This window comes from Brevibacillus sp. SIMBA_040 (genome assembly GCF_046535075.1).
Taxonomy (GTDB): Bacteria; Bacillota; Bacilli; order Brevibacillales; family Brevibacillaceae; genus Brevibacillus.
The window spans coordinates 338385-359622 of the sequence record NZ_JAWRXI010000001.1 but is presented as its reverse complement, the minus strand read 5'-3'; the positions used below and the strand labels follow the sequence as shown (position 1 = coordinate 359622).

Here is a 21238-nt window from a genome sequence, read left to right as displayed (position 1 = left end):
TAGGCACCTATCCCGATCGCGTGACATACAATGTCCAATGAGAAGTTGTGCCTAGGAGGTTGGATTAAATGGAGGAAAAAGACCTTTTACAAGAGCAATACGGGTTTCTCTTGCGGGGCTATCGAGCCACTGGTGCTAGTAAGGTACTGGAAACGGATCAGGGCTTGTATTACATGTACGCTGTACCTGCGGGATACAAAAATAAGAACAAATTGATAGAGCGCGTACGGAATCATCTAAATCAGCAGCAAGATATCAAGATGCTCAAGCTGGTAAAGACGGTAGGCGGGCAAGCGCATTTCATTTCGGATGAACAGCTGTTTTATTTGTACCGAGGCGTACGTGAAGGGGAGCAAGAAGACCCGCACTTTGCCGCTGGACAGTCCTTGGCGCAATTTCATCAGGCGACAAGCACGTTTACAGGCGACAAGCTGTTTATGCCCTATAGCTCGCTAGGCAACTGGCCGAGCATGTGGCGTAAAAAGCTTCGACATTACAACGAGTACCGTGATGAGTTAGATGAAGAGAACGTTGAGCTGACTTCCATGGATGAATTTTTGCTGACGAGCTACACGTATGTGCATCAGCTTGGGGAAATCGCTGTTCAATATTTGCAGGCTGCTGGGTATGATAAGGTCGTGAAAGAAACGGCAGGACTTGGAAAAGTAGCCTACCAAAATTTTGACCAAGGGTATATGCTATGGAATGAGAAGGATGCGCGACTAATCGGGGGAGAATGGAACTGGGTCCTAGACATGCGAGCGCGTGACGTAGGTCAATGGATAAAAGCAGAGACCAAGCGCAGCGGGTGGAATGATGACTTCGTTGCCAGCTTTATTGATGGATATAACAGTGTCTCTGCGCTGCTTACTGGGGAGTATGCCGTCATTTACGGACTCTTGCTCTATCCAGGTCGATTCCTCAGGCTTGTGGAAGCCTATAAAGAGCTGCCTATTGAAGAGCGACAAGAAGTAAATGTCGAGGCATGGCAAAAGCAATTGGAAGACGAGCTTGCACATATGGAAGAAGGACTCCGGAAATATCCCCATCTGGTTGAAAAGCGTTATGGCGTATCCATTCCACAAATTGATTGGTTGTGGAGGCAAATTGATGAAGAAGCCACAAGTATTCGTAACGAGGAAGCTGACAGATGAAGTGATTGCCATGCTGGAAGCTGTGGCAACGGTCGAACAGTGGACGGAGGACTACCCGATTCCCCGGGAATTGCTGCTCACAAAAGTCGAGTATGCGGATGCAGTACTGACGATGCTGACTGAGCGAATTGACGAGGAACTCTTGACACGGGCAAAACATTTGCGAATCGTAGCCAATATGGCTGTCGGTTATGACAATATTGATCTGGCCGCTTGCAAAAAGCATGGCGTGATCGTAACAAATACACCAGATGTGCTGACGGAGGCCACTGCTGATCTGGCATTTGCATTATTGATGGCAACAGGGCGACGAGTGACAGAGGCGAACCGCTTCCTTTTGAACGGGGAGTGGACCTCGTGGAGTCCTATGCTTTTGGCGGGGCAAAACGTATTTGGAACAACGCTTGGGATGATCGGAATGGGCAGAATTGGTGAGGCAGTCGCCCGAAGAGCAAAAGGCTTTGGGATGCGGATTGTATATCATAACCGAAGCCGCAAGCATGGGGCAGAGGAAGAGACCGGGGCACAATGGGCAGAACTAGAGGCGCTACTGCAAGAGTCCGATTATGTGCTCCTGCTGACGCCACTGACGGAGGAAACGCGTCTGTTGATGGGAGAAAAGCAATTTGCTCTGATGAAAGAGACGGCCGTATTTATCAATGTTTCGCGTGGCGGGACCGTTGATGAAACAGCGCTCTACAACGCTTTGGTGGAGAAAAAGATTTGGGCAGCAGGATTGGATGTTTTTCAAGTAGAGCCAGTACCGCTCGATAACCCACTGCTGCGCTTGCCAAACGTTGTCGCTTTGCCGCATATTGGCAGTGCAACGATTCAGACCCGAACGGAAATGGCGAAGCTGGCAGCTGCAAATATCGCTCTGGTGTTGAAGGGCGAGGAGCCGCTTACTGCAGTATGAGTGTGATCCTTTCTATCGGAATCGGGCTTTTGCTGCTATTTCTGATCGCAGGTATTGCCGTGGCGCTACGAGTTACATGGCGGTTGACCCATCCTGTGCGAAAGCCGATCAATATGGAGCCGGGCGATTTTGGAATCTGTCATGCCGAGTCGATCCAGTTTCAAAGTCGGGAGCAGGCAATTACTCTGGCTGGGTGGTACCTGTCTGCGGAAAAAAACGGCTACCAGGCAAATGGCAGCACGCTCCTGTTTGCTCACGGATACAGTCAAAACAGGCTGGAGCCGCATTTACCGGCGTTGTCCTTAGCGGCAAGGCTTCTTGAGTCGGGCTTCGATGTCTTGATGTTTGATTTCCGAAATGCGGGTGAATCGAGTGACTCGCTGACGACGATCGGCCTTCGCGAGCAGCAGGATCTGCTCGGGGCGATTGATTATGCAGTCTCCGTCCACCCGGAAAAAAGATTGGGGCTGGTTGGCTTTTCTATGGGGGCAGCTACAGCGCTATTAGTAGGTGGAGTCGACTCGCGCATTCAGGCGATCGTAGCAGATTCCCCGTTTTATTCCCTGCAGGAGTACCTGGAAGAAAATTTGCCGCAATGGACGGGCCTGCCGCGCTTTCCGTTCAATTGGTTTATTTTGACCTTCAGTCCGCTTTTACTGGGGGCAAATCCTCGTCATGTAAAACCGTATCAGGCGGTCAAAGAAGCTGAAAAACCGATCCTTTTCATTCATGGGACGAATGACTTCACGATTCCTACTGCAAACAGCGAACGCTTGTATAGCTGGGCCCAAGATGAAGATTCTGCGCTGTGGCTCGTCCCCGATGCCGGACACGTTCGCAGCTATGCACTGGTACCAGAAGTGTATGCAGAGAGGGTCATCTCTTTTTTGGAAAAAGCGATGGGCAGGAAATAACCATTTTCAAACGAAAAAAGCAGCTACGTTATTGGCTCGTAGCTGCTCTCAAGTCCATCCTGGCTTAGAATACTTGTTGTACTTCTTTGATGCCTGGGATTTCTTCAACCAGGGCACGCTCAATCCCTGCTTTCAGGGTAATTGTGGAGGAAGGGCAGCTACCGCAAGCACCCATCAGGCGCAGCTTCACAATACCTTCTTCTACGTCAACGAGTTGTACGTCTCCACCATCACGTTGCAGGTAAGGGCGTAGTTTATCGAGAACTTCTTGTACTTGATCCATCAGATCCATCATTCATTCACTCCTTTCCAACCTCTCCTTTATTATAATCATAGACGTATGATAAATCCATGGCTTACATGCCCTGTTGACACTTTCAAAACATGAATATGCCCCGGATGCACCCTGCATGGACTTTTTGTGATAGCTGCATGTTATAATGAGAGAGCAAGTACTTCAACATAAGGAGTCGTATTTACGTGAATGTATTTCGCAATGTGAAAGAACTGATCGGCAATACGCCGATCGTCGAAATTACACAGTTTGAGCTTCCAGAGGGAGTCCGTCTATTCGCGAAATTGGAATATTTTAACCCGGGTGGAAGCGTCAAAGACAGACTTGGCATGGAACTGATCCGCGCTGCAGAAGAAAGCGGACAGCTAAAGCCAGGTGGCACAATTATCGAACCAACAGCAGGAAATACAGGAATCGGTGTTGCACTAGCCGCTGTAGGAACTGGCTATAAAGTCATTTTTTGCGTACCAGCCAAGTTTTCCGAGGAAAAGCAAGAGCTGATGCGTGCGCTTGGGGCGGAAGTCGTCAATACGCCTACCGAGAAAGGAATCAAGGGAGCGATTGCCAAAGCGCAGGAGCTCGCGGCGTCGATTCCTGGCTCTTTTGTCCCGCAACAATTTGCCAACCCGGCCAATCCTGATGCGCATTACAAAACCACAGGTCCTGAAATTTGGAAACAAATGGATGGGGAAGTGCAGATGTTTGTCGCAGGAGCAGGCTCTGGTGGTACATTCATGGGTGTAGCCCGTTATTTGAAAGAACAAAATCCTGCAATCAAAACAGTGATTGTAGAACCAGAAGGCTCCATCTTGAACGGGGGAGAATCAGGCCCGCACAAAACCGAGGGAATCGGTATGGAATTTTTGCCTCCTTTTATGGATACCAGCTATTTCGATTCGATTCACACCATCCTCGATGTGGACGCATTTGAACTGGTTAAGCAGCTTGCGGCTAAAGAAGGCATGCTCGTCGGAAGCTCAGCTGGAGCAGCGCTAGCAGCTGCCTTGCGTGAAGCAAAGGAAGCGGCACCGGGAACAAACATTGTCGTTCTATTTGCAGACAGCAGCGAACGCTATTTGAGCAAAAAAATCTACCAAGGAGGTATGTAAGATGCGCATTAAAACCCGATTAATCCATGGTGGTATTGAGGGAGATCCACATACAGGTGCAGTATCCGTTCCGATTTATCAAGTAAGCACATATAAGCAGGAAGCGATCGGCGTCCATAAAGGCTTTGAATATTCCCGTACAGGCAACCCGACTCGTCACGCTCTGGAAACGTACATTGCAGAGATCGAGGGCGGTGCACGCGGCTTTGCATTCGGTTCCGGGATGGCGGCTCTTTCCACCATTCTCTCTCTGTTCAACAAAGGCGACCATCTGGTTGTTGGCGATGATGTTTACGGCGGTACTTTCCGCGTAGTTACCCGCGTGTTTTCCCGGTTGGGTCTGGAAGCTACCTATGTAGACACCAGCAATCTGGAAGCTGTGGAAGCAGCGATTCGCCCGGAAACAAAGGCGATCATTATGGAAACACCGACAAACCCATTGCTGAAAGTAAGCGATATTGCCGCACTGGCTGATGTTGCCAAAGCGAAAAATGTCCTTCTGGTCGTAGACAATACGTTCATGACACCGTACTGGCAAAACCCGCTCGATTTGGGAGCAGATATCGTTTTCCACAGCGCAACCAAATATTTGGGCGGTCACAGTGACGTAGTAGCAGGTTTGGTAGTAGCGAAGGACGCCAAAGTAGGTGAGGATTTGCATTTCGTCCAAAATGCAATCGGAGGCGTACTCGGACCACAAGATTCATGGCTATTGCTTCGCGGAATGAAGACACTGGGAATTCGTATGGAAGAGCATGAGCAAAATGCACGCACGCTGGCAAAATGGCTGTCTGAGCGCAGTGATATCAAGCGTGTGCTGTATCCTGGATTGGAGAGTCATTCCGGTCATGAGCTGATCCAAAAACAAGCGCGTGGCTTCGGTGGCATGATTTCCTTTGATGTAGGAAGTGCTGAGCGTGCGGATGAGGTTTTGGCGAAAGTGAAGTATTACACGCTGGCGGAATCGCTCGGTGCCGTAGAAAGTCTGATTAGCGTGCCTGCACGTATGACGCATGCTTCTATTCCAGTTGAGCGTCGTGCGGAGCTGGGAATTACAGAAGGCTTGGTACGCATCTCTGTAGGGATCGAGGATGTTCAGGACTTGATCGAGGACCTGGAGCAAGCTCTGTCCTAAGCTATATAGAAAGAGAACGATGATGGAATCGAGAGGGGGCGGATCGTATGAGCGTGGAAATTAAAGTGTTTGGGACGGAGCAGCTATGCGCGAGCTGCGTCAATCTCCCATCAGCAAAGGAAACCGCTGAGTGGCTGCAAGCCGCCATCTCACGAAAATATGGAAGCGACAGCATCCGCATCGTTTACAGCGACTTTCAACAGCCACAGACAGACGATGACAAAAGCTGGGCAACCCGCATTATTGAGGAAGATTTGTGGTATCCGCTTGTCGTAATTTCCGGGGAAATTGTCGGTGAGGGAAATCCGAAGCTGAAGGATATTTATGGAAAGCTGGAGAGCATGGGCTTACAGCCGATTGCTGAATCCGTAGAAAAGGAATAAATAGCTGTCGAAAAGCTGAGATAGCTTGTTTAGAGAAACGACCAGATGATACACGTCTGGTCGTTTTTGAGTGCATGGAAATGTCCTGAAACAGGTCAGTGGAGGTTATCGCCAGCGATGCCTTGCTCGTCTAAGAGACCAGTCCTTCCTCACGAGCCTTCCTCACCGCGTCCTCACGGTTATTTACACCCAACTTGGCGTAAATCATCGACGTGCAATTGCGAACCGTTCCCTCCGAAAGAAAGATTTTGTCGGCAATCGTTTTGATGCGAAGCCCTTCCATTAAGGATGCCAAAATTCCCTGCTCACGCTCCGTCAAGCCGTAAGGGCAAACGCGCCCTCGCATTTTACGCAATCCATCCAATTCTGCCTGCTGCACTTGCATCTCTTGGAAAAGGGCATCTGCAATCGTCTGGGTAATCAACATCTCGCCTTGGTAGACGACTCTGATCGCCTCTACTAACTCAACAGGGGAAACAGATTTCAATAAGTAACCGTTGGCACCGTTCTTGAGCGTATCGGCGGCCTGCGAAGCCTCTTCGATTGAGGTTACCATGATGACACGTATGGAAGGCCAGCGTTCACGTATCGCTCGCAGCGTACTCTGTCCGTCAAAACCAGGCATTCGGATGTCCAGCAGCACCACATCAGGATTCTCGGCAGGAATCATATCGATCGCTTCCTGCCCGGTTCCAGCGAGCCCGACGACATGCATGTCCTGCTGTTGTTGTAAGATCAGTTGTAAGCTTTCTCTTATGATCGGCTGATCGTCAACGAGAAGTATTCGAATGGTTTTTTCTTGTGGCAAAACTGTCTGATGAGGAAGGCTACAAATCACAGCTATCCCTCCTTCATCCAAACAATGAAGGGATAGCTGTCCATGAAGGGCTTCAAGTCGCTCTTTCATTGATTGCAGCCCGAACCCAAATTCAATATCTTTATTTCCACTCCCGTTATCTTCAACCTGCATTCTGATTTGGTTTTTTTCAAAGTACAGTCCCACTTGTATGAGGGAAGCCCCGCCATGCCGCACAGCATTTGTCAGCGCTTCCTGCAAGCAGCGATATAGTGGCAGTTTACGAGATCTACTTAATTCATACTCTTTGCCGTAGATACGCAATGTCACAACCACCCCCGTCGACTGCTGAAATTCTTCGATCAATTCGCGAAAGGAAGACTCCAAGGTCATAAGCGAGTCCCGAGTGGTTTGCGCCCAATTGTGGACGATCCCTCTCGTTTCATTCAATCCGCGGCGTGCCATATGAAGTAGCGTATCCAGACGATTCACTTCGGTACTCGGCAAATGAGGACGAAGTGTCTCCATGCCCATAATGAGCGATGTCATCGTGTGCCCAATGGTATCGTGCAGTTCTCTGGACAGCTTGTCTCTTTCTTCAAGCAGCGTGATTTGCTCCACTCGCCCCGCGTACTGCTCCAAAATTCGGTTCTGTTCCTTAATAATCAAGCTCTGCTTATGAGTCCGGCTTAATAATTGAAAGGCGAAGCCGAAGCCGTACATCCCCAAATGGTACAAAAAGGCTTGAAAAGCGATATCATCGAAATCCAGACGAGCGGTATTCCAAGCGAGAAAAGGAATCAGAAGAATTGTAATAGGTCCAGTCCATCGGCATGTTCTTTCTGAGCTGTGGAAACCAACGACAAAGGCGATAACAATAAACTGCCACTGAGTCTCTTCGAAATAGTAGTTTAATACGATGTAAAGGCTCCCGCTCAGTGCTATCTCAGCAATCAAATAAGCGATGGTGGAATAGCGGTAAAACCAGTAAGGAATAACGAATGCGAGTATCGAAACAATTATCGCCGCTTCAACGGGATACGGCAAAAGGGCGTGATATTTTATAATCCCAATCATAATGGTGATCCACCACAAAAAGCGGATCGTGAAGATCATCCAATTAAGCCACGTCCATCGGCGATTGACAGCTATAAGCAGGATGAACACCCCTTTTCCAGATTTAACTTGCAAATGATTATAGCATGGGCCTCGACGAAGTGTTATCACGAATAGTCATGATAGGTTGCCACTTTCCCAAATGACAGTTTGATCCTCATACTTAGCCTCATCGCTATAGCCTAGCGACGGAAATCGCTCATAAAAGAAAGGTGATGATGGCTATGTCTGCTTCATACAAATGCTTGACCTCTATACTAGCTTTTTGCTTTCTATTCATGTTCTGCATTCCTCATACAAATGCGAATGAGGCATCGCCGTTTTCCGCGGAAGTTTTGCAAAAATTGATTGATCCTGTCATGCAGGAGGAAATGAACAGGCTTCATATTCCCGGTGCAGCGGTTGTTATTACTCATGGAGAGAACATCATGTATAGCAAAGGGTATGGATTCGCTGACCTAGAGCAACAAATACCCGTTAATCCGGAAAGTACGATATTTCGGCTAGGTTCCTTAACGAAATCCTTAACAGCTACATCTGCTATGCAGTTGGTCGAGCAAGGAAAGCTCTCCCTGCATGATGATATCAATGCTGCCCTGAAGGATTACAAGGTGCGTGGAAAACATGGCACGATTGCACTCCATCACCTGCTGACGCATACGGCAGGTTTGGATGTAAATATGTATGAAAGAGACAATCGGCAAGGTTCGATCCCGCAATGGTCAACGGATTCGATCAGAACGTATTTGGAAAGACAGCCGACGGTGTTTGTACCTGGAAGTAAATTCCTATACAGCAATGCCGGATTAGGACTAGTAGGCAGTGTGGTCGAACAAGTATCCGGACTGCCTTTGAATGATTACATGCAGGAACAATTGTTCAAACCACTCGGCATGAGCAGCGCGAGCTTGAATCTCCCGCAGGATCGGACTAAGCTGGCAAAGAGCTATGCCTATACAGACAACGATTATCAGGTGATTCCATATTCTGGAATTTACTTTCCTGGGGGAGGAGCCGTAAATATGGCACCGAATGACTTCGCCCCTTATATGATCGCGCATTTGTCCAACGGCTATTTCCGCGGCAAGTCCTTGCTTACACCGGAAACGGTTCAGATGATGCATGCGAAGCAATTCTCTTCTCATGAACGCATGTATGGTATTGGGTACGGCTTTTTTCGGTCGGAGACAGTGCATGGAGTTCCCTACTTGTGGGCGAATGGAGGCATTGACGGATTTATCTCAAAAATGGTGCTCTTTCCTTCGGAGTCGATTGGCATCTTTATTACCGCCAATGCGGGAAGAAGCGGAATGGAAATGCATGGGAAAGTTGTTGGCGCTATCTCCCAAATAATCGACGCGAAAACAGCCCGCAAGTCGCTTCCTCCCGTTAAAAGTTCGTTGAGTGCGATTAAGGAATTGGAAGGGAGATATGAGTTGTACTTGGCGGCGGAGTACGGCTGGGCCAAGGTGCTACGCCTGCTAGGCAGTGTGCCGTACACAGTTGAAGTCAAAGATGATCAAACATTAGTGGTGACCGGCTTATTTCAGAACGAAGGGGAACGGATTATCAGGAAAGAGTTTACCCAAGTAGCTGAGAGGCTCTTCCAGGAAATCGGTGGGGTGGAGCAGCTTTACTTTCATAAAGAACAGGAAAAATGGACTCTCACAGGTCCAATGAACTTCACGATCCCGCGTACGGAATGGTATGAGTCGTCAGTGATCTTGATGGCACTGTATATCGCACCAGGGATCTTGTTCACGCTCATTCCATTCGTATGGCTGCTGAGGTATGCAGTACGACATTGGGGCAAGAAATCACATAGTATTACTGCGGTTATTCCCATCATTGCTCTCCTTCAAAGCATCTTCTTCCTAGTTCAGTTTATCTATGGAAATCAGGAGATTCTATACGGATATTCGCTGTTCTATCAGGTTGGTGTAACCTCTATGCCTCTTATTTCAGTGGCGGTGGCTGTTTATTTATTGATTCGTATCTGTACGACCAAGGAGCAGGACCGATGGAAGGCGGTAAACGTCGGTATCGTCTTACTGACGATCCTATATACATTTTATCTGTACTATTGGAACTTTCTCCCTGTACATTTTTCGTAGGAGTAGGAGGATTCAACCATGCCTATTAAACGTAGAGGGTACCAATTCAAGAATTTACTTTGGACGTAAGGTCCAGTGTCCTTCTATCTTAATCCGTTCAACGAATTTAGGTAGAGTGAACAACATACCGAGAAGCATAGGATAAATCGTACTGGATAAAAGAGATGGAAATGAATCGGCTGAACTTTCGGTTAATAAAACAAGTAACCAAAGGCATTTGCATATCGTCTACCTAACATCATGAATAAAAGGATGATTTTTCCATGTGTCATAAAAAAATAGTCATTGGAATGATTTCCTCTGTGCTCTGCATGTCATCCATCGTTGTTAGTTCTCCGGTCCCCACGGTTGCAGCTGCTTCCAGCTATCAAATCACCTATAAACTCCCGCCCAATCCCGAGAAATACTTGTTTTTGAATGTGGAGATGGTCGATATTTTAAATCCGCAGACACCAGCATTTATGAGAACTTATTTGCAAGAGGATTATCTTGTTGATATGGATGGCGGAGGGTCGCACTTTAGGACTTTTTACGAGGACAATAAGCGATTCATGACTTCAAAAAAAGGCTTCCTCTGGAATATGTATCATTTTATTGGGATTTTTCCTCCCCATTACCCAACTAATGTTGATTTGGACGAATTGGATAGACGGGTCGAGAGTACAGAGAGCTTTTCAGACGAGGGCCGAGCGCTACGGGAAAAGAGAGCAGAGCTACATATGAATGCCCACTTACAGCCTCTTATCGACGCAGGATACGTCAAGTGGGAAGAGCTCGACGATGGAATGGCGACGAAGGAATTCATAGCCATGGTTCTCTATCGGATGTTTAAAGAAGTACGCCCCTATCACGGAGGAATCGATCTGAAAGATTCGGAGGATACAGCTGTGCGGTGGGCTGTGGAAGTAGGGCTTCCGGGGTTTATTGTCGATCAGAAAGGATACATATATCCTCAACTCCCACTGAATCTCGAAGCGGGACCGGAAAAATACGCCCAGGAGCAGCCTTATCTTCGCATATTCCAGTTCATCAACCTGATCCTACCAGGGAAAAAAACAGCTACAGGCTGGGAATATTATCAGGTTAAACTCAAGCCAGGGATGGTTCCTATGCTCGCCGATGATGTCATACGTGTAAATGGCAAGCCCATGGACTCATTTGACGAATGGGGAGTGGAAAAACGGGAAGTGAAAAAATCACCTCTTTATCAACTGGCGAAAAGTAAAATTGCACAATATAGTATCTCACGCTTTCCCCAGATGCTCGCTCAAGCGAGAAAAGACGCTCTAAAGCCGCGGGTATGGGACTGGAGCCGCGACCTGATCCACCATCCGCGATTTGCCAAGGAAATAGCGGCTTACCGAAAAAACAAAAGCAGCAAAAACTTGAATGCTGTCTATCAGGCTGTCAGGGGGTACTATAATCTGAACATCCGCCAAGACTCAGTCGCTGTTATCAAAAGCGTCTTGGAAAACGTCAAGTAAGTTTAAGCAGGGCGCGTCGGCGTTTATTAACGTATAAGCTTTTATAAACGAGATGCTTATGAGTTCTGGAGAGCATGGAAAATTTCCGCAAAAACGCAGAGGGAGATGGGTGATAGCTGCAAACAGGTCAATCAATGTTGTCGAGGGCGCTGATTTAACACAGCATTAATTTAGGAAAGAAGGAAGCGAGTTTACAGTCTTGATGGAAAAGAATACTCTCAGGTTATCCCGAGAGCAGTTGATGGAAGATCATTTAATTCTTCTTAATGTCCATTTTGGCTCCTACTTTTGGTTCTAAAGCCAAAGTCAATCTAAAGGAGGAGTTATTGCGTAATGTAATCACATCTCCAGCAACTAGAGTCAACTGAGCAGTGTCTGTAACCTCACCCGGAATAGTAAGTAGGGTAGTTTTCACTGGAACATCATTAACTGTAATCGCCACCTCACTACCGATAAAAGGGTTTTTAGAGTTAATACTGTAATCAACCTGATAATCGCCGGATTCATTAAATGTAATCGCTGCAGTTCCTGGTAAATGAATAGCACCATTTGATGTTTTACTGGAGTTGAAAGGTATATCTGCTCCTGGAAAAATAGTTTCAAAACCGAGAGTGGCTAGATAAGACAAACTACCAACTACAATATCGCTATTCTCGACTTATTCCCTTTCTTTCTATATGGGTTTTCGTTCGAGCCTACACCGTACGGGCGACTTTCATCGCACACGGCGTTCCATCAACTGATAAGTAAGGAAATTTTTACAACGGGCATTTTCATCGTACACGATCTATGTCTGTATTTACACTAACTGTTTTCGACATATAGATCCAAGTGATGAGAGTTTCTTGTAGATGTAAAGCGTTTTGGAAAACCTCAAGTAAGCGGTCGTTAAGCAGGGCACCGGCCTCGATAGTGGTTTTTTTACCAGTTTGTCTTTTGTTCGTTAACGGTTTGTAACAAAAAGGAAACGGCTTCGTCCTATAGTTATCCATGTACCGATGAACAACTAGGGAGGAAATAACAATGACTAAAAAATGGATGAAGCCCGCTACCTTTTTGCTGCTGGCAGGAGTGGTAGGCGTAACGGGATTGACACTGGCGAATACAAAGGTAGCACACGCAGATTCAGAAAAAGGTAAGCTGTTTGCAGCAGCAGAACAGCTCAAGTTAGATAAAAACACATACGTGATTGATCAAAAAACAGCGGATGTAAACGGAGATAAAGTAGAAGACACGGTATATCTGGTTGGTGTAAAAGAGAAGGCAGATGATATTTACTCCTCCAACATGAACCTGGTGGTGCAGGATGGCAAAACAAAAGCGTACAATAAAACCGACATGAAAGACCTCGGCGGATACGAGGGGGAGCTGACACTTCTTGACTTTACAGGTGACCACGTCGCTGATGCTTTTGTAAAAACAGCGACTGGCGGCACAGGGGGCATCTATAACCATGTAGTGGCAACCTTTACTGACAACAAGCCAGCAGTCATTTTTGGTGAAAAAGAAAATGAGGGAATCAACTATGAGGGTTCCTTTGTGAACGGCTTTAAGGTCGAAGGAAAAAGTACACAGCTAGACAAGCCACTCACGATTGATGTGAGTGCAAATCAAGATGTGTACGTAGCAGCCAAGCTTTACGATAAAGCAGGCAAGGTCTTGCTCACAGATGCAGATACTTCTGTCATGACGTATCCTTTCAGTGCTTTGACACCGATTGACATGGATGGCAATGGGACCTACGAGCTGGTAGGAGAACAACGCATCGTCGGCATCAACAACACGGACACTGTCTCTCGTATCAACTCTGTTTGGGGCTATCAAGCAGACGGAAAATGGAATCCATGGGAAGTAGAATACTCCACTTTCGTGAAAAAACATCCAGGCGAAGCGATCAATACAGTGGTTGGCAAATAATACGCCCGTTTGTTCTATCAACCTGCTCCTCCTCATATAGTTTCTTGGTAAAGCCGAAACAAAAGGAGGACGAGCAGATGGAACAACAGGTAGCCCGCTATTATGAGCTGAAAGAATTGCAAAAACAGCTAGAGGATGAGCTAAACGAGCTGCGAGGCAAGCTGATCGATGCCTATGCGGAGGTCGGGAGTGCAGAGGAAGGCGACTATAAACTGTCCATCAGCTACCAGGAGCGGCGGGAGTTCAATGATGAAAAGCTGTACAACTCCTTGCCTGATCCATCCCTTTGGCGACTCATGTCACGGGCAGATACCGGAAAGATCAGCAGTCTGCTCAAGCTGAACGTTATTCACGAGCAAATATTGGCTGGCACGTATGAACAAAAGAAAGTACCGGTGTTGCGTGTGCAAAAGCGGTGAAGCCAAACGTCAGGGACAGCCCTGGCGTTTTTTTGTCCACGAGAATCTCCCTTCTCCCCAATACCCCATTTTATGAAGAAAAGAGAATAGATAGGAAAAAAGACATGTAAGGAAGATAGGTCAAAAGACGTTTTTGAACTGTAAAATTAGATAGAAATTGCCAGTTGTTGGCATAGAGTTTTATACTTTATGGAGGAATTAGGATTTAGGCCCTCTTTATGAACATTCAACTGAAATAGACAGATCACACTTATAGGGGGAAATATTGGAGGTAAGCATATATGACCGAGGAAGTTGCCTCAGTAGGCTGGAATGCCATTGACACGGAAATGGAGAAACTTTACGGGGAGCAGGAGCCAAAGCATTACGGAACGTACCTGCCGTATGCACTCGGTGGTCCAGACCCATTAGACGGGATTAGCGCCTATAAAGCAGAAACGCCAAGTCCACATTGGCATTTTGTCACCTATGGATTTTCAGAGCTCTATGAAAAGGAATCGGACAATACGGAAGAAAGTGGATACGGATTTGAATTAACCTTTCGGCTGACGAGAGGGGCAGATGAGGAAGAACCACCTGCCTGGGCGCTGAATCTGCTGCAAAATATGGGCCGATACATTTTTAACAGTGGCAATGTGTTTCGTGCAGGGGATTATTTGGATGCCAACGGGCCGATTTGTTTGGGAGCAGAGACCGAATTGACTGCACTTGCTTTTGTCCATGATCCTGATTTGTCTGAAATCGAGACGCCGAATGGACGAGTCCAATTTCTGCAGATGGTTGGAATTACAGGCGATGAACTGGAAGCGATGCAGACGTGGAATACACTCGGAGTGCTCGCTGCGGGCCTTTCATACATACCGAAATACCTTACAGATTTAGAGCGTACCTCTCTGCTGAAGATTGCTGCTGTTTCCGAGGCGATACAGCATGGGACGGAAGAGGAAGGCTCGAACACCGGCTTGTTATATGTGAGTCAGCTAGCGTGGGAGCCAGGTAAGAAAGGCTGGTTTACGAAGACACCATCCACTCTCCAGCTAGGGGCAAAGCAAGCGGAAATCATCGGAAAGCTACTCTATGGGAGGATCAGAAAAGGGAACAAACTGCGCCTGATCGGTTCTGATTTTCAGGTTGTTTTTGAACCGGGAGAAAAGCCAGGCTGTATCGTGGAGAAGGATGAGATTCGGATCGTCCTCGATGAGTCGGCTACCGTAGAGCTGAGCCGTCGACTGCTTCCAAAAGAAAGTAAATTTGAAATTCCTTCTTTAGCGGGAACGGCCTTTCATATTGTAAAAACAAATATTACAGATAATGAAGGCAATGTAGTACAGGTCATCGGTTAACTCGCAAGGGAGACTGGAACCATGGCGCGAGAGCAGGTCGGTTATGGGAGAACACTTTCATAAGCGACTTGTTTTTTTGCCTGTTAGTTAGGACGATCCGGAAATGAGTGAGAAGGCATGAATCAGGAATTGCTTCAACCGAGCTTGAAGCCAAATGTAGACTATCAAACCAAGTCATATAACTTGACCCACTATATAGTGGCTGCCATATTGGGCGGATTTTTGCCCGCCATCGTACTCGGGATGAAAAACGCGAATGGGCTGCGCATACGCCCGCTTTGGAATTACCTGCTCGGAGGAGTGGGCATCGTCCTTTTCATCGTGACTGCAGCCTGGGGCTACGGGCATCTTTTGGCAGTAGGAATCGGTGCAGCCTATTATTTTCTGATGAAAAAAAGGTATCGACATCATATGGCCTTGCAGGCAAAGACCAGGCCTATTCTGGGTGAGGCCATTCTTTATATCATTCTTGGCAAGATTGTGGAAGCGTTTGTCCTGGTAAAAGGAGTGCAGCTGTTCTATGGAAATTGAAGCATTGGAAAATTCATCGCACTATCGGTTAGGCAAGCATTATTACGATATGAATCGCTATGAACAGGCAAAGGAGCACTTCCAGCAGGCACTCGCTGAGGCGCCGACAAATACGACCCTGCTGTACATGCTGAGCTATTGTGAATTTGAGCTGGACAATTACGAGGAAGCGTATGAGTTGATCGTGGATACGCTTGAAAAAGGTCTGATAACCGAGTATGTTTACCAGCTTCTTGGCTTGATTTTGCGCGCGCAAAAAAAATGGTATGAAGCGGAGCAAGCTATGCTGCAGGCTCTGTCCATCAACCCTCAGGAGCCAGGAGTAATTGCAAGCTATGCGTATTTGATGTACGAAACGGGACATCTCAAAAAGGCAAAGCTGCTGATGGATGAGGCGAGGCGCATAGAGCCTGAAAATCAAACCGTGCTGCATTACCAGTTTTACATGAACCTAATCGATGATAATAAAAAGCAACAACGTGATACGCTGGAAAAATATATTCAAGTAGCCGATGACGAGCTGCCAAAGCTATTGAAGATCGGGGAGGAAGCGTATTTTCGAGACGATTATAAAACAGCGAAGGAAGCGCTCGTCCAAGCCTTTTTGCTTGATCCAACCAACGATCGAGTAAAAGAATTGCTCGACGCGATTGATCGGGAAACGCATATCGTTTTTCTACCAAACAGGCTCGTCAACAAGCTTGGCGGAACGCTTGGAACGTGGGCAATTTCAATCGGGATCATCATGCTGCTGAGCTACTTTGCCCCGGCGGCTCTCGGATACTATTTGGTATTTATCATTGTCTTCAGCATCTATACGTGGACATCGCCGCTCATTTATAAAATTGTTTGCAAAGTGAGGAGTCACTAGTGGAAAAAATCGATCTAATCAAGCAAATGGCAGAGAGCAACCCGGAGAACGGGGCAACATGGTACCTGCTGGGACTGGAATACGCACAGCTCGGCAAAAATAACGAAGCGCTGCAAGCCTTCACGGAAGCACTTCGGTTTGGAGATCAGGCACTCCAGCAGCAAATCATTCTGGAGCTAGGAAAGCTGGCCGCAGCGAAGCCAGTTGTCTCGGAGGTCGCTGTATCACAGAAATTAGCCAAGACGCAGTACGCTGAGACAAAGGCGGAGCCAGCAAAGGATGAACCTGCTGACGATGATAGTATTGAACCAATGGCGAGCAACGTGAAGCCGTTCCAAGTCATCCGGGGAGGACAAGGGGGAAGAGAGGACGAACGGATACAAGTGCCACTTACGTTCAATGATGTGGGCGGATTGCATGATGTGAAAAATGCCATCCAGATGAAAATCATCAAACCATTTGTTTCTCCGGGATTATTTGAGCGCTTCAAGAAAAAAGTAGGTGGCGGGATTTTGCTATATGGTCCTCCCGGCTGCGGAAAGACGTTCATCGCCAAAGCGACTGCAGGTGAGTGCCGGGCACGTTTCATGCCGATTCACATTGCGGATATTCTTGATCCGTACATCGGAGGCAGTGAGCAAAATCTCCGTTCGCTGTTTTCCTCAGCGAGAGCCAACAAGCCAAGCGTGCTGTTCCTTGATGAAATGGATGCACTCGGATATAACCGAAGCCGGTCGTCGTCAGACACGATGCGTACCGTAATTGATACGCTACTGACAGAGATCGAGGGCATAGAAGCCAATACAGACAAGATGCTAATTATCGGTGCCACCAATATGCCGTGGGATGTGGACCCTGCTTTCAAGCGCCCGGGACGTTTTGATAAAATGATTTTCGTTTCGCCGCCAGATGAAGAAGCGAGAAAAACGATATTTTCGATCAAGCTGGCAGACCGACCACTGGAGCAAATCGATTATGACTTATTGGCAAAAGAGACAGATTTGTACTCGGGTGCAGATATTGAAAATGTGGTCGAGACGGCAACAGAGGAAGTAATCGCAGAAATTATGCGTACCGGAGTAGAACGACCGATTCATATGAATGATTTGAAGCAAGCGATACAGTCCACGCAGCCCTCCACGATCGATTGGCTGCGCACTGTAAAAAACTATGTCAAATACGCAAACCAGGGCGGTCTATACAACGAGGTAGAGTCATTCTTGTCACGTTATAAACGGATCTAGCCATAAAGCTTATTTCTGCACGAGGATGTGTGGAAGTAAGCTTTTTTTTCTTTGAACTCCATAATGTTTTTTTATAGGAGGGGACAAGCTGAACATAAAATTCAAATACAAGTGTAGATTGACAATTCAGACTTTTGAAAATAACATAAGCTTAAGTTGAATTACAGACATATTAGAGAATGATTTTAGTTGTTTTAAATCAAAATTTGACTCCATTTACTGGGATTATCTGCCAACAATCATGTTTTTAAGTAATATCAGACAAATTAAAGACTAGTAGAAGGTGATGAATTGAATTTTACGTTCGCTGTAATTGGACCTAAGCTGTTAGTCGATGACATCTGTGAAGTATTGGAGGAGTTCTCGTATATCGAGCCGACCAAGCTCATCTACGACTCAGAAAAAAACGTCCGCGATCTGCTCCAGGAAAGTATGGAAGTCTACGATGTGTACTTTTTCAGTGGAGATGTACCGTTCCTTCTCTCGCAAGACTTAATCCCACCTCATTCGTGCTCACTATTCATACCCTTTGAAGGAACCGAGCTGTATAAAGCCATCATTCAAATTTATCGCCACTATCACTTCTTTCCCATCATCAGCTTTGACGGAATCCCAGCTAAGCATTTGCAAGAATTTTTCGACGAAATCGACGCATCCAACGTAAAGTGGTACTCGAAAAATATGGACGGCTTCCAAAACTCCGAGGAGTTGATTGAGCATCATTTGAAGCTCTGGCAAGAGGGAGTTATACAGGTCGTTGCCACAAGTATTTACTCCGTTTATCAGCGGCTAAAGAACAGTCATGTGCCTGTCTTTTTCATCAAAAGCACAAAGCAGCTCATTCGCGATACGGTCAACAAGTCGCTATGGATGGTGAAGGAGCAGAAGAAGCAGCTGGCTCAAATCACTGTGCTGCAATTCAAAATCCAGCCTGCCATAGACGGACAACACAAAAAAATAACCGATTTCAGCAAGCGCTTGTTTGCTTCTACGACGAGTGACGAAGAGGGCGAGTACACGCTCTATACGACGAGAGGACTCGTGGAAAAAGTGACCAAGGACTTCACGAGCTTTCCAATATTAAAAAATAGCAGTGGTGAGCAAGGGACAATCAATCTCGGTATCGGGATGGGGGAGACGGTGGAGCGGGCCCTGTACAACGCCAATCGGGCTGTTGAGTTTGCCGTGCGTAATCCAGGCAACAGCGCTTATCTCATCGACGATCAGATGAAGGTGCTCGGTCCGCTTGGGACGAGAAATACACTCAACTATTCGCTTATCGATGAAGAGCGAGGGGATTACGCCTCCACAACCATGCGCAAGCTGTTTTCCTGGCTGCAGCTCATTCAAAAAAATGAGGTGACGACACGGGAAATCAGTGTCGGGATGAATACAGGAGAACGCAATGCAGCGCGAATGGTCCAAAAGCTGAAGGAAAAAGGGATTGCTGAAGTTATAGGCAGTGAATCTATGAGCCAACGTGGCAGGCCACGACCGATTTATCGCATTGATTTGCACCGGTTATCACAGGAAGTAAAAGTCAGGAACAATTTGTAGACCCAAAAGGAGGTACGAGATGGCAGGTTATATCGTAAAACGGTTATTCGCGAGTATCTTGACGATGTTTGTTCTCGTGACGATCACCTTTTTCCTGATGCACGCTGTACCCGGTGGCCCTTTCAGTCCAGCTGAGGAGAGAAAAGTGCCGAAGAGCGTCATGGAGAAAATGGAAGAGAAGTTTGGACTGAACGAACCGCTTGGCGTGCAATACGTGAACTATCTAAAAAGCATCGCACAGGGGGATCTCGGCTTTTCCTTCAAACAGGCTGACGTTACGGTAAACGAGCTGATTTCTCGCGGGTTTCCTGTATCAGCAAAAGTCGGAATTGTGGCGATCATCATTGCTCTGATCATCGGCATGCTGCTCGGGATTACGTCAGCGATCAAGCGGGGGAAATGGGCGGATTGGACATCGATGATTTTTGCTACGGTCGGTATTTCCATTCCGAACTTCGTGCTTACCGTCTTAATGATGTTTTTGTTCGCAGTCGTATTGAAGCTGCTGCCTACATATGGATTGTCTAGCTGGAAGCACTACATTTTGCCCGTTATTGGGCTTGCCTTTGGTCCGATTGCATATATCGCGAGGCTGATGAGGTCCAGCATGCTAGAGGTGATGCGCCAGGACTACATCCTGACAGCCAGAGCCAAAGGGGTTCCCGAATACCGCGTCATTTTCAAGCACGCATTGAAGAATGCCATCATTCCGATCGTTACGTATTTGGGTCCGCTTGTGGCTGCGCTTTTGACTGGCAGCTTTATTGTAGAAAGAGTGTTCTCAATTCCAGGTATAGGCAGGGATTTCGTAACAGGGATCAGTGATCGCGATTATTCCGTCATCCTGGGACTGACCGTCTTTCTTGGATTGTTTATCATCATTGCGAATTTTATCGTAGACATCCTTTATGCCGTGATAGACCGGCGGGTAAAAATTGAGGAGTAGGAGGTGACTGGATGAATTACGCAGCAAAGCGAAGCGAAGGGGCTGTTCCGCTCTCTGACCTGAATCAGACATGGGCAGAGCTGCCGGATGAAGATTTTTCCAAGCTGGATGAAACGACGAGGCAGGCGGAAACGATTTCTCGTCCGAGCAAATCATATTGGCAGGATGCATGGAGCAGGTTCCGTAAAGATCCGCTGGCGATGATTGGTTTATTCGTTCTCTTGGTCATTACAGTCGCAGCGATACTGGGTCCGATGCTTTCGCAGTATACGTACGATGGACAGGATATTGCCAGTCAAAATCAAGGACCGTCCGCAGAGCATTGGTTCGGAACGGACAAATTCGGGCGTGACATATTCGTCCGCGCGATGTATGGAGCCAGAATCAGTTTGACGATCGGGGTTGCTGCTGCAGCCATCAATCTGGTAATCGGCGTGATCTATGGAGGGATTTCAGGTTATTTCGGCGGCAAAGTAGATATGATCATGATGCGTATTGTTGATATTTTGATCGGAGTACCGGAGCTTTTGTACATTATCCTGCTCATGATGTTTTTGGGGAACACGATTGAAAGTATACTGCTCGCCATGTCGCTTACCTATTGGATCGGCACGGCACGAATGGTGCGCTCGCAGGTCATCACACTCAAGCATCAGGAGTATGTTCTGGCGGCAAGGGCAACAGGATCGTCTAATATGAGAATCCTGTTCAAGCATCTCATTCCGAACAGTATGGGACCAATCATCGTGACCGTAACGTTTTTAGTTCCTTCGGCAATATTCACGGAAGCCTTTCTCAGCTTTTTGGGAATCGGGATTCAGGTGCCGATGGCCAGCTGGGGCACGCTCGTAAACGATGCCATTCCGACGATATTTACTCAGCCCTATCAGATGCTTTTCCCGGCTATCGCTATCAGTATTACGATGTTTGCGCTGAACTTCATCGGCGATGGACTGCGTGATGCCTTGGATCCGAGGTTAAAGAAATAAAGGGG

The 21238-nt window shown here is 47.1% G+C and carries 20 protein-coding genes; 17 read left to right on the top strand and 3 right to left on the bottom strand.

Translation table 11 applies throughout. The features are described from left to right. Positions 1–68 precede the first annotated feature (68 nt). Genes SB752_RS01780 through SB752_RS01770 form a run of 3 tightly spaced genes read left to right on the top strand, consistent with a single transcriptional unit; the run spans position 69 to position 2984 of the window. Entirely contained in the window at positions 69–1154 is a 1086-nt protein-coding gene (locus SB752_RS01780) for a hypothetical protein (RefSeq protein ID WP_410714029.1), read from the top strand. Continuing rightward, positions 1111–2070, top strand: a complete 960-nt coding sequence (locus SB752_RS01775; RefSeq protein ID WP_410714028.1) for a 2-hydroxyacid dehydrogenase — start codon at positions 1111–1113, stop codon at positions 2068–2070. The genes SB752_RS01780 and SB752_RS01775 overlap by 44 nt, the downstream gene beginning before the upstream one ends. Continuing rightward, positions 2067–2984: an alpha/beta hydrolase gene (locus tag SB752_RS01770; RefSeq protein ID WP_410714027.1), complete on the top strand. Its 918-nt coding sequence runs from the start codon at positions 2067–2069 to the stop codon at positions 2982–2984. Before SB752_RS01775 ends, SB752_RS01770 begins: the two co-directional genes overlap by 4 nt. 64 nt (positions 2985–3048) lie before the next feature. Here SB752_RS01770 and SB752_RS01765 read toward each other — a convergent pair whose 3' ends face one another. Continuing rightward, positions 3049–3276, bottom strand: a complete 228-nt coding sequence (locus SB752_RS01765; RefSeq protein ID WP_103104634.1) for a NifU family protein — start codon at positions 3274–3276, stop codon at positions 3049–3051. Positions 3277–3464: 188 nt separating this feature from the next. On the opposite strand from SB752_RS01765, the gene cysK reads away from it, so the two are divergent. Genes cysK through SB752_RS01750 form a run of 3 tightly spaced genes read left to right on the top strand, consistent with a single transcriptional unit; the run spans position 3465 to position 5906 of the window. Continuing rightward, complete coding sequence (cysK, locus tag SB752_RS01760; RefSeq protein ID WP_410714026.1) at positions 3465–4388, top strand: cysteine synthase A; 924 nt, start codon at positions 3465–3467, stop codon at positions 4386–4388. Position 4389: 1 nt separating this feature from the next. Next, the gene (locus tag SB752_RS01755) at positions 4390–5523 is read left to right on the top strand and encodes a bifunctional cystathionine gamma-lyase/homocysteine desulfhydrase (protein ID WP_410714025.1); all 1134 of its coding nucleotides are present in this window, start codon (positions 4390–4392) and stop codon (positions 5521–5523) included. Between the two features lie 47 nt (positions 5524–5570). Further along, on the top strand, positions 5571–5906 hold the full coding sequence (locus tag SB752_RS01750) for a YuzD family protein (protein ID WP_410714024.1): 336 nt from the start codon (positions 5571–5573) through the stop codon (positions 5904–5906). A gap of 130 nt (positions 5907–6036) precedes the next feature. Here the strand turns inward: SB752_RS01750 and SB752_RS01745 are convergent, their stop codons facing one another. Next, positions 6037–7818 (bottom strand): response regulator, encoded by a 1782-nt coding sequence (locus tag SB752_RS01745; protein ID WP_410714023.1) that lies wholly within the window; start codon positions 7816–7818, stop codon positions 6037–6039. A 224-nt stretch (positions 7819–8042) separates the two neighbouring features. Here SB752_RS01745 and SB752_RS01740 point away from each other — a divergent pair, with 224 nt between their 5' ends. Beyond that, positions 8043–9932 (top strand): serine hydrolase domain-containing protein, encoded by a 1890-nt coding sequence (locus SB752_RS01740; RefSeq protein WP_410714022.1) that lies wholly within the window; start codon positions 8043–8045, stop codon positions 9930–9932. 263 nt (positions 9933–10195) lie between these two features. Next, complete coding sequence (locus SB752_RS01735; protein WP_410714021.1) at positions 10196–11416, top strand: hypothetical protein; 1221 nt, start codon at positions 10196–10198, stop codon at positions 11414–11416. 253 nt (positions 11417–11669) lie between these two features. Here the strand turns inward: SB752_RS01735 and SB752_RS01730 are convergent, their stop codons facing one another. Continuing rightward, on the bottom strand, positions 11670–12044 hold the full coding sequence (locus SB752_RS01730) for a BclA C-terminal domain-containing protein (RefSeq protein ID WP_410714020.1): 375 nt from the start codon (positions 12042–12044) through the stop codon (positions 11670–11672). A 395-nt stretch (positions 12045–12439) separates the two neighbouring features. Here SB752_RS01730 and SB752_RS01725 point away from each other — a divergent pair, with 395 nt between their 5' ends. From SB752_RS01725 to SB752_RS01685, 9 genes are all read left to right on the top strand, one after another. Further along, entirely contained in the window at positions 12440–13333 is an 894-nt protein-coding gene (locus tag SB752_RS01725) for a hypothetical protein (protein ID WP_410714019.1), read from the top strand. A gap of 77 nt (positions 13334–13410) precedes the next feature. After that, on the top strand, positions 13411–13752 hold the full coding sequence (locus SB752_RS01720) for a hypothetical protein (protein ID WP_103104309.1): 342 nt from the start codon (positions 13411–13413) through the stop codon (positions 13750–13752). A gap of 281 nt (positions 13753–14033) precedes the next feature. Beyond that, complete coding sequence (locus SB752_RS01715; protein ID WP_410714018.1) at positions 14034–15095, top strand: suppressor of fused domain protein; 1062 nt, start codon at positions 14034–14036, stop codon at positions 15093–15095. A gap of 117 nt (positions 15096–15212) precedes the next feature. Next, a complete protein-coding gene (locus SB752_RS01710; RefSeq protein ID WP_410714017.1) occupies positions 15213–15626 on the top strand; it encodes a hypothetical protein in 414 nt (137 codons plus the stop codon). Continuing rightward, the gene (locus SB752_RS01705) at positions 15616–16497 is read left to right on the top strand and encodes a tetratricopeptide repeat protein (protein ID WP_410714016.1); all 882 of its coding nucleotides are present in this window, start codon (positions 15616–15618) and stop codon (positions 16495–16497) included. The genes SB752_RS01710 and SB752_RS01705 overlap by 11 nt, the downstream gene beginning before the upstream one ends. After that, positions 16497–17741: an AAA family ATPase gene (locus SB752_RS01700; RefSeq protein WP_410714015.1), complete on the top strand. Its 1245-nt coding sequence runs from the start codon at positions 16497–16499 to the stop codon at positions 17739–17741. Before SB752_RS01705 ends, SB752_RS01700 begins: the two co-directional genes overlap by 1 nt. 291 nt (positions 17742–18032) lie before the next feature. Then, the gene (locus SB752_RS01695; protein ID WP_410714014.1) at positions 18033–19298 is read left to right on the top strand and encodes a hypothetical protein; all 1266 of its coding nucleotides are present in this window, start codon (positions 18033–18035) and stop codon (positions 19296–19298) included. Positions 19299–19317: 19 nt separating this feature from the next. Beyond that, positions 19318–20244, top strand: coding sequence for an ABC transporter permease (locus SB752_RS01690; RefSeq protein WP_410714013.1), 927 nt, complete (start codon positions 19318–19320; stop codon positions 20242–20244). An 11-nt stretch (positions 20245–20255) separates the two neighbouring features. Next, positions 20256–21233 carry an ABC transporter permease gene (locus tag SB752_RS01685; protein ID WP_410714012.1) on the top strand — a complete coding sequence of 326 codons (978 nt, stop codon included), beginning with the start codon at positions 20256–20258 and terminating at the stop codon, positions 21231–21233. The last annotated feature ends 5 nt before the right edge of the window (positions 21234–21238 follow it).